This window comes from Methylosinus sp. LW4 (assembly GCF_000379125.1).
GTDB lineage: Bacteria > Pseudomonadota > Alphaproteobacteria > Rhizobiales > Beijerinckiaceae > Methylosinus.
On record NZ_KB900626.1, the window covers coordinates 2,264,124 to 2,276,419 of the forward strand.

Sequence of the window (12,296 nt, forward strand, 5' to 3'; positions counted from 1 at the left end):
CGCCGGCCGCGGGAGGCAGCCGCTCATCGCGCCGTCTCGACAGGATCGCCGATTCCCGATGCGCGCGTGTCGCCTTTGATCTTATCGGCGAGCAGGGCGATGGTCTTGGAATAGACCTTCGCCTTGTTCCATTCGAGCAGCGCCGGAAAATTCGGCTCGCCCTCGTCCCAGCCGGCGCCCGGCTTCCACCCATAGCCATGCAGAAAATTGGCGGTGGAGGCGAGCACATCCGCCGTATTGTGAACGAGATCGCGCTTGCCGTCGCCGTCGAAATCCACCGCGAATTTCAGATAGGACGAGGGCATGAACTGCGTCTGGCCGATCTCGCCGGCCCAGGCGCCGCGCATTTGCGCGGGATCGAGATCGCCGCGCTCCACGATGCGCAGCGCGTCCAGCAGCTCGGCGCGGAACTTGTCGGCGCGGCGGCAATCATAGGCGAGCGTCGCCAGCGCGCGAATCGTCGCGAAATCGCCGAGATAGGAGCCGAAATCCGTCTCCAGCCCCCAAATGGCGACGATGACCGGCCCCGGCACGCCATATTTCTGCTCGATGCGCTTGAACAGCGCCGCATGCTTCTGCAGCAGCGCGCGCCCCTTGCTCACGCGGAAGGAATTGGCCATGCGCGCGGAGAATTGCTCGAAGGTCTGGCGGAACACTTTCTGCCCGCGATCATGCGAGATCACCGAGCGGTCGTAATAGACGTCGCGCAGCGACGAATCGATCGCCGCCTTGGAGATTCCCGCCGCAACGGCCTCCTTCTCGAAGCCCGCGAGCCAGGCCTCGAAGCCCTCGCCATTGCGCCCGCATTCGGCCGCCAGCGCCTTTGGCGCGCCGAAGCCGATCGCCAGAGCCAAAGCCGCGGCGCCGAGCGCCGTCGTCATCCGATTCATCTGAGACATATCGCCGACCCCATCTCTCGGGCGAAGCCCTTTTGCGCTCTCGAGGCGTATCCCCCGGCGCGAATTCCGATCGATCGAACGGCCGATCGCAAAACGCTTTAGCTCACGAGAGCGCGGCCGCACGATGGCGACGCTTTCGCGAGAGCCGAAATTGCCGATGCTGAAACCGGCCCCAGACTAGCTCTCGCCGGTTAGCACCCGGTTGCCGAAGCATGGCCAATTTTCGTTCTCATATTGTTCTTGCGAGGGCGAAATCGCGCGTCTACTATGGCGGCGGTTGCGTCAGAGCGATATCGGGGTCTCGGAGCTTTCGTCATGGTGGTCAGAGTCGCGACGGTCGCCTTCGAGGGCATCGAGGCCAAGCCCGTCGACGTCCAGGTGCAGATCGCCAGCGGCAATGTCGTTTTCACCCTGGTCGGCCTCGCCGACAAAGCGGTCGCCGAATCGCGGGAGCGGGTGCGGGCGGCGCTGGTCGCCTCCGGCCTCGCCCTGCCGGCCAAGCGCATCACCGTCAATCTCGCGCCGGCCGACATGCCCAAGGAGGGCAGCCATTACGATCTGCCGATCGCGCTCGGCGTGATGGCGGCGATCGGCGCCATTCCCTCGGACGCGCTGGACGGCTTCACCGTGCTCGGCGAATTGGGGCTCGACGGGGCGATCGCGCCGGTCGCCGGCGTGCTGCCCGCCGCGGTCGCCGCCAACATGCGCGGCCATGGGCTCATCTGCCCGCGCCAATGCGGGCCGGAGGCGGCCTGGGCGTCGAGCGACATGGAGGTGATCGCGCCGCGCTCGCTGATCCAGCTCGTCAATCATCTCAAAGGCGTGCAGGCGCTCTCGCGGCCGGAGCCGGCCGTGCGCGCGGCGGCCACGGCGCTGCCGGATCTCTCCGACATAAAAGGCCAGGAGAGCGCCAAGCGGGCGCTGGAGATCGCGGCCGCCGGCGGCCATAATCTGCTGATGAACGGCCCGCCCGGCGCCGGCAAATCCATGCTGGCGGCGCGGCTTCCCTCTATTCTGCCGCCGCTGTCGCCGCGCGAGCTTCTGGAAGTCTCGATGATCCATTCCGTCGCGGGCGAGATCGCCGGCGGCGAGCTCACCGATCGGCGCCCGTTTCGCGCGCCGCATCATTCCGCCTCCATGCCGGCGCTGGTCGGCGGCGGCTCCCATGCGCGCCCGGGCGAGATCTCGCTCGCCCATAATGGCGTGCTGTTCCTCGACGAGCTGCCGGAGTTTCTGGCGCAGGCGCTCGACGGCCTGCGCCAGCCGCTGGAGACGGGCGAGGTCGCCGTCTCCCGCGCCAATCACCGCGCCGTCTATCCGGCCCGCTTTCAGCTCGTCGCGGCGATGAACCCCTGCCGCTGCGGCCATGCGCTGGAGCCGGGCTTCGCCTGCCGCCGCCAGCCCAACGAGCGCTGTATCGCTCAATATCAGGCGCGGCTCTCCGGCCCGCTGATCGACCGTTTCGACCTCAGGATCGAGGTTCCGGCGGTCTCGGCGGCCGATCTCGTGCTGCCGCCGCCGGCCGAAGGCTCCGCCGAGGTGGCTGCGCGCGTCGCCGCGGCGCGCGAGCGGCAAGGCCGACGCTATGCGGCGCTCGGCCTTCCCGGCTCCACCACAAACGCCAGCGCGCCGGCCAGCGCGATCGAGAAGGCCGCCGCGCTCGATGCCTCTGGAACGGCGCTGATTCGCGAGGCGGCCGAGCGTCTCGGCCTCTCGGCGCGCGGATTTCATCGCGCGCTGAAGCTCGCCCGCACCATCGCCGATCTCGACGGCTCGGACGCCATAGCGCGCCGCCATCTCGCCGAAGCGCTCGCCTATCGCGGCGGCGCCGGAGCCCGCGTCGCCGCCTGAGCCCGGTTCACACTTTTCTGTCGATTGCCGTGGAATAATTGCATCTTCGTCGAATGTCCTTGGACCGCCCGCATGCCTGCTGTTCCGCCTTGCGTTTTCGGCCTTCTCGCCTTTTTCGCCGTTCTGGCCCCCGCCGTCTGGCTATGGCTCTCCCGCGCGCGGCGGGCGCGCCGGCGCCGGGCGGTCGAGACCGAGCTCGAAGGATTGCGCGACGAAATCTGGGAGCTGCGCGCCGCCGCCGCCGCGCGTGATCGCGCCGAGGCGGCGAGCCAGGCCAAATCGCGTTTTCTCGCCACGGTGAGCCATGAGATCCGCACGCCGCTCAATGGCGTGCTCGGCCTCGCGCAATTGCTGGCGGCGACGCGGCTCGACGCCGAGCAGGCGAGCTATGTCGAGGCGATCGCCGCCTCCGGCCGCTCGCTCGCCCAGCTCATCGACGATATTCTGGACTTCTCCAAGATCGAGGCCGGCAAGATCGAGCTTTCGGTCGAGCCTTTCGCGCTGACGCCGCTCGTCGAGGGCGTCGTGGAGCTGCTGGCGCCGCGCGCCCAGGCCAAGCATCTCGAGATCGCGAGCTATATCGCGCCGGACGCGCCGGAGATCGTGGCCGGCGACGCCGCGCGCGTGCGCCAGGTGCTGGTCAATCTCGCCGGCAACGCCGTGAATTTCACCGCGAGCGGCGGCGTCGGCCTGCGCGTCGAGCGCGACGCCAAGGGCGCGCTGGCGTTTCGCGTCGCCGACACCGGGCCGGGCGTGGCCCCGGCGGCGCGCGAGATCATTTTCGAGGAGTTCGAGCAGGGCGACGGCTCGTCGACGCGGCGCCATGGCGGCACCGGCCTCGGCCTCGCCATCTCCCGCCATCTCGCCGCGCTGATGGGCGGCCGGCTGGAGATAGAGGAGCAGGCCGGCGCCGGCGCGGTCTTCGCCTTCACCCTGCCGCGCGGGCCGCATGCGCTCTTCGACGACCGCACGCGCGAGCGCAAGCGGCCGCTCGCCGGCTCGCGCGTCCTCATCGTCTCGCCGACGATCTTCGAAGGCCCGTTCATGGCCGAGATTTTGCGCGCCGCCGGCGCGCAGACCGAGATCGCGCGGGAGGAGACGAGCGGCGCCCGCCGCCTCGGCGACGAGCCCGACGGAGGTTTCGACGCCGTCATCGTCGATTGCGCCTTCGGTGAGGCGGCGACCGAGCGTCTCGCCGACGAGGCGCGCCGCGCCGGCGCCGGCCGCGTGTTCCTGATGTTCTCGCCCATGGAGCGGCGCGCCTTCGGCGAGGCGGCGCTGCGCCATTTCGACGGCTGGCTGGTGAAGCCGGTGCGCGCCGCCTCGCTGGTCGAGCGCCTGTCCGCCGCCCCGCCGCCGTCCCGCAACGACGCGGATTACGTCGCGCCCGAGCGCACGCTCGCCGGCCGCCGTATGCTCGTCGCCGAGGACAACGACGTCAATGCGCTGATCGTCTGCCGCCATCTCGAGAAGCTCGGCGCGCTGGTCACGCGCGCGGAGGATGGCGCGCGCGCCGTCGAGCTGGCGCGCTCCTCCATCGGCGGACGGCTGCGGCCCTTCGACGCCATATTGATGGACGTTTTCATGCCCGAGCTCGACGGCCTCGAGGCGACGCGCCTCATTCGAGCGGAGGAGGCGCGCATGGGCGCGCCGCGCCTGCCGATCATCGCGCTCACCGCCAGCGCGCTCGAGGAGGACGAGCGCGCCGCGCGCGGGGCGGGCGTCGATTTCCTGCTGACCAAGCCGGTCGAGTTCGACGCCCTGTCGCGGACCATCCTCGAGGCGATCGACGCCTCCCGCCGCGCCGACGGCGCCCGCGAGGCGATCTGACCGCGCTCCGCCATAGCCACAAAAAAGAAAAAATTTCGCCCCGCCCGCGGGCCACAACGGCAGCGCGGGGATTGCGATAGCTCACGCCCTTGACGGGAGAACACAATGTCGAGACGAAAAAATTTGCTGCTCGCGGGGCTGATGACGCCGTCGCTGGCGCTCGGCCCGCAAGCCGGACTCGCGCCGGCGACGGCCGCCGAGACTCTGCTGCTGGCCCAGGCCGCGCCGCAGGGCTTCGAGCCCAATCATGAAAAGCGCCCGCCGGCGCAGCGGCCCGCCCAGCCGGCGCCCGCCCCCCGCCCCGCCCCGGGGGCCCCGCCCGCTTTCCATCCGGCTCCCGCTCAGCATGCGCCCTCCGCGCCGCCGCCCGCCCCCTATCCGGGAGCCGGCGCCCCGCCGACGCCCCGCCCGCAGCTGCGCGCCGCGCCGCCCGTCCCTCCGGCTCCGGCCATCATCCATCCGCCGCAGCAGGCCGCGCCGATTCGGCAAGCGCCGCCGCCGCATCCCACGGCGGCGCCTGCGCCCATTCCCACTCCCCATCCGATCGCGCCGGCCAATCCGGCCGCCGCCCACAGCCCCTCGCCGGCCGTCCCCCACGAGAGTCCCGCTCCCGCCGCCGGCCGCCCCCCTGCTCCCGCTCTGAGCGGCGACCATGGCGCAGGCGCAGGGGCGCCAGCCGCGCGTATCCCGCCGGCCGCTCCGATCGTCACGCCCGCCATCGGACAGCAGCCTGCGCCCGCCGTCCCGGCTCCGCCGGCGCATTCCGCCGCCCCACCGGTCGGAGGCGGCCAAGGCCTTCCGCCCAATGGCGCGAATGGCGCGCCGGCTCATCTCGGTGGGCCGCATCCCGCTCCCGCCGCCGGCGGCGCGCCCGAGACGCCGGCGCCGCATGGCCAGGCGCCGGCCGGAGCGCCGGCGCAGGGCGGAGGCTTCCTGCCGTCCACGGCCCAGCCCGGCGCCGCGCCGCGCCCCAATGGCCCGCCGCCCGGCGGCGTCCCGGCCGGAGACCACGCCGGCGCGCCGCCCGCAGGCGCTGGCGGACGCTTCCTGCCACCGCCCGGACAGCAAGGCGCGGTCCCGCCCGGCGCGCCTCCCGGCGCCGGCGCCCCTCAGCATGTTCCGCCGCAGGCTGGAGGAGCCGCCTATGGCGCTCCGCCGGCGGGCGGCCCTCCCCCGTCTGGCGCCGCCTATGGCGCGCCGCCCGCCGCCTCGCCCCCCGGCGCTCCGCCGCCCTATGGCGCCCCGCCGGCCGGCGGCGGACCACGCGTGTCGCCGGCCGCAGCGGCCGCGATCGGCGCGGCGGCCGGCCTCGTCGGCGGCTTCGTGCTGAGCCAGCCCGGCGCGCATCGGCTCGACGATGTGCATGCGCGTCGCCAGCAATTCGAGCGCGACGGCGTGCTGGTCGTGCAGGAGCCCGGCCGCACCATCGTGCGCGAGGGCGGCGGCGCCTTCATCCGTCACGACGAGAACGAGCGTTTCCGCGACCTCGGCGGCAATCTGCGCAGCGAGCGTCACGGCGAGGAATATGTGAGCGTCTACGCCCGCCGCGACGGCGGCGAGGTGCTGACCTACACGGACGCCAATGGCGTGCTGCTGCGCCGCTTGCGCCGCTTCCCCGACGGCCGCGAGGTCATCCTCATCGACAATGGCTTCCGCGGTCCGCCGCGCGGCTATGCGGAGGAGGTGGTCGTGCTGCCGCCGCCGCCGGTCGAGATCGCGCCGGACGCTTATGTCGTCGACTACGGCGCCGCCGACGAGCGTCTCGTCTATGAGACGCTGACGGCGCCGCCGCTCGCGCCCATGCCGCGCCGCTACACGCTCGACGAGATTCGCTACAGCCCGTCCGTGCGCGCCTACACGCGCAGCGTCGATATCGACACGATCAATTTCGACACGGGCTCCTGGGCGATCACGCCGGATCAGGCGCAGCGCCTCATAACCGTCGCGGAAGCGCTCAACGAGGCGATCAAGCGCAATCCCGCCGAGGTCTTTCTGATCGAAGGCCATACGGATGCGGTGGGCTCGGACGTCGACAATCTGTCGCTCTCCGATCGCCGCGCGCAGGCGGTGGCGACGATATTGTCGCGCGACTTCGGCGTGCCGCCGGAAAATCTGACGACGCAAGGCTATGGCGAGCAATATCTCAAAGTGCAGACGCAAGGCCCCTCGCGCGAGAATCGCCGCGTGACCGTGCGTCGAATAACGCCGCTGCTGGGCGGACCGCAGGCCGAGACGCATCGGCGCTGAGGAAAGACGAACGAGACGGCGCGCATCGTCGCGCGCCGTCTCCCGAGAGCTGTTTGCGCGCGATGCGCGCTTGAAGGCTCGCGGTCCAAACGCCGCGCGTCGTCACAAAAGCTTCGCCCCCTCGTGATCTAAGGCGTCGATCGCAAGCGCTCGAAAAGCGCGAGCGCGACACGAGCGGAGACGATACGCGACATGTGGGCGATCCACGCCGACGCCGGCCGCAAGATCATCGCAGGCGCCTTTCCCCTGCTGAAGCCGCAAAATCTGCTGAAGCCGAAAAAGAAGAAGCATGGCGGGCTCGAAGGCCCGCTCGCGCTGCTCGGCTCGCTCGAGGTGCGGCTCGCCTGCAGCAAGAAGGAAATCCGCAAGGCGCAAAGGCTGCGCTTCAAGGTTTTCTTCCGCAAGGGCGGCGCAATTCCCGACGCCAAGGCCGCGATCACGCGGCGCGACGCCGATCGCTTCGACAAATTCTGCGATCATCTCATCGTCATCGATCATGCGGCGCGCAACCGTTTCGGCAAGATCAAGCCCAAGGTCGTCGGCGCCTATCGCCTGCTGCGCGGCGATGTCGCGGAGAAGAAGGGCGGATTCTACTCGGCCGGCGAATATGACGTCGCGCCGCTGCTCGCCCGTCACGGCGGAGCGCGCTTTCTCGAGCTCGGCCGCTCCTGCGTGCTCGAGCAATATCGCGGCAAGCGCACGATCGAGCTCTTGTGGCGCGGCATACTCGCTTATGTGCGGCATCACCGCATCGATGCGATGATCGGCTGCGCGAGCCTCGAGGGCGCCAATCCGCTGGCCCATGCGGCGGCGCTGAGCTTTCTCGCGCATCATGCGCGCGCCGACGAAGATTGGCGCGTGAGCGCGCGGCGCGAATTGCATGTGCCGATGGAGATGCTGGCGAAAGAGGCCGTCGATCCGCGCAAGGCGATGAGCGCGCTGCCGCCGCTGATAAAAGGCTATCTGCGCTGCGGCGCCAAATTCGGCGACGGCGCCGTGGTCGATCGCAAGTTCAACACGACGGATGTGTTCGTCATCATGCGCGTCGCCGAGATCGACGCGCGCTATCTCGATCATTTCGGGCCGGCGGAAGCGCGCGACGCCGCGTGAGCGGCCGAGCCGCGCGCTCAGCCGAAGGCGAAGCCGGAAATCGCCTTGCCCATGATCGCATCGCGAAAGACGCGGCGTCCGGCGTCCACCCCTGCGGCGCCGGCGACGACCATCAGCGGCAGAAGATGCTCCTCGCGCGGGTGGCACGCGCGCGCGAAAGGCGCCGCGCTCCACTGCGCGAGCAGCGCATTGCGCTCCTCTGCGCTCGGCTTCGTCACGGCCTCTGACAGCCAGGCGTCGAAGCCGGCTGCGGCCTTCGCTTCGCCATCGAAGAAGGTGCGCAGATTGTGGAAGCTGTTGCCGCTGCCGAGGATGAGAACGCCCTCATCGCGCAGAGGCGCGAGCGCCGCGCCGACGCCGATGTGAAAGGCGGGATCGAGATCGCCGCGGAGCGATAAGGTGAGAACCGGAATCGTCGCGCCGGGATCGACGATCAGCATGGGCACGAAGACGCCATGGTCGAAGCCGCGCGTCGTATCGAGCGCGACATCGACGCCATGGCTCGCCAAGAGGCCCCGCGCCTGCTCGGCCAGCTCCGGCGCGCCGGGCGCAGGATAGCTCAGGCGATAGGTGTGCTCGGGGAAGCCGTAATAATCGAAGATCATGCCCGGCGCTTTCGCCGCGCCGAGAGTGATGCGCTTCTCCTCCCAATGCCCCGAGACGATGAGAATCGCGCGCGGACGCTCCGGCAGAGAGGCGAGCAATTCGCCGAGATAGGCCTTCAGCCCATCGAAGGCGCGGGCCATGGGTCCGTCCACCCAAAAGCAAGGGCCGCCGCCGTGAGAGATGAAAATCGCCGGCTGCCGCATCGAAGCCTCCGCTACATGTGACCTGCAGATAGGCCGAGCGAGGCCGGGCCGCAATGCGGCGCGCCCTTTTCCCCGCCGCCCGCGCTTTTATATGACCCCTCCGAGGATTTCTGGAGGACGAAGCGATGCACTCACAGATCACCGGATTGAAAGTGGCGGCGGTCATTTTCGGCCTGATGGCGCTCGGACAGGCGGGGCGGCTGGCGACCCAGCCGGAAATTCAGGTCAGCGGAACGGCCATGCCGCTGTGGCCGAGCGCGATCGCGCTCATCGTGCTGCTCGGCTTGTGCCTGTGGCTGTGGCGGCTGGCGAAGGCGCCGTGAGCGCGCGCCTGCGGCGGGCGGCGGCGATGCGCGGTCAGCGCCCGGCGGCGACCTCTTCCACCCACGCCTTGGTGGCGGGACACGCCTCCATCGCCCGCGCATAGGCGTCGCGCCGGGTGATGCGGGCGACATAGGCCCGCTCGACCTCGCCGAGAACGAAGCACCCGGTCCGCTCGGCGAACTCCAGCGCGTAGGTCACGGAAATATCCGCCGCAGTGAAGCCCTCGCCGGCGAGATAGGATGCGCTCGCGAGGCGGCGCCTGACCAGCTGCAGCCGGCTCTCGAAGATTTCCAGCGCCTTGCGGGCGCCCCAGTTCCGCCGTTCCGCCTCCGGCGCGAGATTGCGGCTCACGACGGCCAGATACATCGGCATTGCGAGGCCGGCCTCGCCGAGGTGAAGGAACTGCTGATAGGCGGGGAAGGCGGGATCGCTCGAGCCCGGCGCGAGCGGCGTCGGCCCATAGCGCGCAATCAGATATTCCATGATCGCGATCGATTCCACCATGACAGCGTCGCCGTCCTGGATCGCGGGGATGAAGCCGGCCGGATTGATGGCGAGAAACTCCGCGTCTCGATCGACGCCGGCGAGCAAATCCACCGGCCGCAGACGATAGGGGAGCCCCATCTCCTCCAGCAGCCAGACGACCCGGAACCCTCGCCCTTCGCCAAAGACGGTGATCATCTCCCGCGCTCCTTCCTCGGGACCCTCTCGCCGTTACGAATGCGGGATGGCGCGCCCGCGGCTCTACCCATTCCCCGAAGGCTGGAACAGCATCGCAAGCCTGTTTTCCGGCCGCAATAGCGGCGTTGGCGCATGCTCTTGCGGCGCGAGCGGCGGCGTTGCGCAGGCCAGAACGAGGTGCTATCTGAAACTGCAGCGCCGCCACGAATCGCCATTCGAGAACGCTGCTTTTCGAGGCTGTGCAGGGCGCTCGCATGGAAAGCCGCAGAATTCTCGTTACGGGTGGCGCGGGCTTTCTCGGCTCTCATCTTTGCGAGCGGCTGCTGGCGGCGGGACACGAAGTCCTCTGCGTCGACAATTTCTTTACCGGCCAGCGCAGAAACGTCCATCATCTGCTCGATCACAATAATTTCGAGCTGCTGCGCCACGACATCACCTTTCCGCTCTTCGTCGAGGTCGACGAGATCTACAATCTCGCCTGCCCTGCGTCGCCGATCCATTATCAGTTCGATCCGGTGCAGACGACCAAGACCAGCGTGATCGGCGCGATCAACATGCTCGGCCTCGCCAAACGGCTGAAGGTCAAGGTGTTTCAGGCCTCCACATCGGAGGTCTACGGCGACCCTTCCGTGCATCCGCAGCCGGAATCCTATTGGGGCAACGTCAATCCGCTGGGGCCGCGCGCCTGCTATGACGAAGGAAAGCGCTGCGCCGAGACCTTGTTCTTCGACTATCATCGGCAGCACAGGCTGAAGATCAAAGTCGTGCGCATCTTCAATACTTACGGGCCGCGCATGCACGCCCGCGACGGGCGCGTCGTCTCCAATTTCATCGTGCAGGCGCTCAAGGGCGAGCCGATCACCATCTATGGCGAAGGCCAGCAGACGCGCTCCTTCTGCTATGTCGATGATCTCATCAGCGGCTTCACCGCGCTCATGAATTCGCCCGACGACATCGTCGGGCCCATCAACATCGGCAATCCGAACGAGTTCACCATTCGGCAGCTGGCCGAGCAGGTGATCGACCTCACCGGCTCCTCCTCCAAGCTCGTTTTCGAGCCGCTGCCGGCGGACGATCCCAAGCAGCGCCGGCCGGATATTTCCGCGGCGGAGCGCCTGCTCGGCTGGGGACCGACCATTCAATTGCGCGAGGGGCTGCTGCGCACCATCGCCTATTTCGACGAGCTGCTGCGCGAGGCCTGAGCCGCATTCTGACGGCGTGGCCGGTCGCGGAGCGACGATTATTCGGCGCGCGCGCCGCCTGCATGAAAATGCGCGCCAGACCGTCTCATATTCGAAGCTGCGTGGCGGATATATTGCATCCATCGCTTGTTCCCGCCACGGATTTCAACCATGCACAGCTCAGCGCCGCCGCAATTCGAACGCCTGGCCGATCGCATCTACGAGGCCGCGGTCGTTCCAGAGCTGTGGCCGGAGGTGCTGGACGCCATCTCGACGGGCAGCGGCTCTTTCGGCGGCATTCTCTTCGCGGCCAATTCGCAATTTTCCGGCTGGACCGCATCGCCGCGCATCGCGCCCATGTTCGCGGATTTCGTCGCGCAGGGATGGGCGGCGCGCAATCCGCGGCCGGCGCGCGGGCTCGCCTTCGGCGCCGCAGGCTTCGTCAGCGACCATGAGCTGTTCTCGCCCGAGGAAATGGACGCCGATCCGACCTACGCCTATCTGCGCGGCGTCGGGCTCGGCTGGTGCGCCGGCCGCATCGCCGTCCCGCCCTCGGGCGACATGCTGATCTTCAGCTGGGAGAGGCGCTTCGTCGACGGCCCTTTCGATCGCGCAATGCTCGACGCTCTGGATGCGATCGGCGGCCATCTCGCCCGCGCGGCGCTGATCGCGGCGCGGCTCGGCCTCGAGCGGGCGCGCGCCGCCGCGGAGACGATGCGCGCGCTCGGGCTGCCGGCGGCCGTGCTGTCGCGCACGCATCGGCTGCTGCTCGCCAATGATCTCTTCGCGCGCTTCGTGCCGTCGCTGGTGCAGGATCGGCGCGAGCGCGCCGTCATCGCCGATCCGCGCGCCGATGCGCTGTTCGCGCAGGCGCTCGCCCGGCTGCGCATCGTCGGCGCGCCGGCCGGCGTGCAATCGCTGCCCGTGCCCGCGCGCGAGGGCGGAGCGCCGTTGGTCCTGCATCTCGCGCCGATCCGCGGCGCCGCCCAGGATGTATTCGCGGCCGGTGATGTGCTGCTGATCGTCACCGAGCTCGCCGTCGGCGCCGCGCCCAGCGCCAGCCTGCTGCAAGGGCTGTTCGACCTCACCCCCGCGGAGGCGCGCGTCGCCCGCGCCATCGCCGCGGGCCGCGCCATCTCCGACATCGCGCGCGAGCATGGCGTCTCGGGCGAGACGATTCGCTCGCAGCTGCGCGCCATATTCGCCAAGACCGGCGTGTCGCGTCAGGTGGAGCTGGTGCGCCTGCTGTCGGGCGCGACGCTGCCCTGATCGCATCTCCTCCATTCGGGGGATACGCCGCGAGCGCAGCCGCTATAGGAGGGAACGCAGCCCTCTCGCCGAAAGCGCCAGCGACGCGCTTTCGC

General features: G+C 69.5%; 10 protein-coding genes. 7 read left to right on the forward strand and 3 right to left on the reverse strand.

Annotation, left to right across the window (positions count from 1 at the left end):
- Positions 1–23: 23 nt before the first annotated feature.
- Positions 24–890 (reverse strand): lytic murein transglycosylase, encoded by an 867-nt coding sequence (locus METLW4_RS0111350; protein ID WP_018266333.1) that lies wholly within the window; start codon positions 888–890, stop codon positions 24–26.
- 324 nt (positions 891–1,214) lie between these two features.
- Between METLW4_RS0111350 and METLW4_RS0111355 the strand changes: the two genes are divergently transcribed.
- The 4 genes from METLW4_RS0111355 (at position 1,215) to METLW4_RS0111370 (ending at position 7,937) form a co-directional block, all read left to right on the forward strand.
- Positions 1,215–2,750, forward strand: a complete 1,536-nt coding sequence (locus METLW4_RS0111355; protein WP_018266334.1) for a YifB family Mg chelatase-like AAA ATPase — start codon at positions 1,215–1,217, stop codon at positions 2,748–2,750.
- A 72-nt stretch (positions 2,751–2,822) separates the two neighbouring features.
- Positions 2,823–4,580, forward strand: coding sequence for an ATP-binding protein (locus tag METLW4_RS0111360; RefSeq protein ID WP_018266335.1), 1,758 nt, complete (start codon positions 2,823–2,825; stop codon positions 4,578–4,580).
- Between the two features lie 105 nt (positions 4,581–4,685).
- The gene (locus tag METLW4_RS28830) at positions 4,686–6,827 is read left to right on the forward strand and encodes an OmpA family protein (RefSeq protein WP_018266336.1); all 2,142 of its coding nucleotides are present in this window, start codon (positions 4,686–4,688) and stop codon (positions 6,825–6,827) included.
- A 192-nt stretch (positions 6,828–7,019) separates the two neighbouring features.
- Positions 7,020–7,937 carry a GNAT family N-acetyltransferase gene (locus METLW4_RS0111370; RefSeq protein WP_018266337.1) on the forward strand — a complete coding sequence of 306 codons (918 nt, stop codon included), beginning with the start codon at positions 7,020–7,022 and terminating at the stop codon, positions 7,935–7,937.
- 17 nt (positions 7,938–7,954) lie between these two features.
- Here the strand turns inward: METLW4_RS0111370 and METLW4_RS0111375 are convergent, their stop codons facing one another.
- Positions 7,955–8,746 (reverse strand): DODA-type extradiol aromatic ring-opening family dioxygenase, encoded by a 792-nt coding sequence (locus METLW4_RS0111375; protein WP_018266338.1) that lies wholly within the window; start codon positions 8,744–8,746, stop codon positions 7,955–7,957.
- 125 nt (positions 8,747–8,871) lie between these two features.
- On the opposite strand from METLW4_RS0111375, the gene METLW4_RS24660 reads away from it, so the two are divergent.
- On the forward strand, positions 8,872–9,069 hold the full coding sequence (locus tag METLW4_RS24660; protein WP_043331831.1) for a hypothetical protein: 198 nt from the start codon (positions 8,872–8,874) through the stop codon (positions 9,067–9,069).
- 34 nt (positions 9,070–9,103) lie between these two features.
- Here the strand turns inward: METLW4_RS24660 and METLW4_RS0111385 are convergent, their stop codons facing one another.
- Positions 9,104–9,751 carry a glutathione S-transferase family protein gene (locus tag METLW4_RS0111385; protein WP_018266340.1) on the reverse strand — a complete coding sequence of 216 codons (648 nt, stop codon included), beginning with the start codon at positions 9,749–9,751 and terminating at the stop codon, positions 9,104–9,106.
- A gap of 254 nt (positions 9,752–10,005) precedes the next feature.
- Here METLW4_RS0111385 and METLW4_RS0111390 point away from each other — a divergent pair, with 254 nt between their 5' ends.
- Both METLW4_RS0111390 and METLW4_RS0111395 read left to right on the forward strand, forming a co-directional pair.
- Positions 10,006–10,953: a UDP-glucuronic acid decarboxylase family protein gene (locus tag METLW4_RS0111390; RefSeq protein ID WP_018266341.1), complete on the forward strand. Its 948-nt coding sequence runs from the start codon at positions 10,006–10,008 to the stop codon at positions 10,951–10,953.
- A gap of 150 nt (positions 10,954–11,103) precedes the next feature.
- Entirely contained in the window at positions 11,104–12,201 is a 1,098-nt protein-coding gene (locus tag METLW4_RS0111395; protein WP_018266342.1) for a helix-turn-helix transcriptional regulator, read from the forward strand.
- The last annotated feature ends 95 nt before the right edge of the window (positions 12,202–12,296 follow it).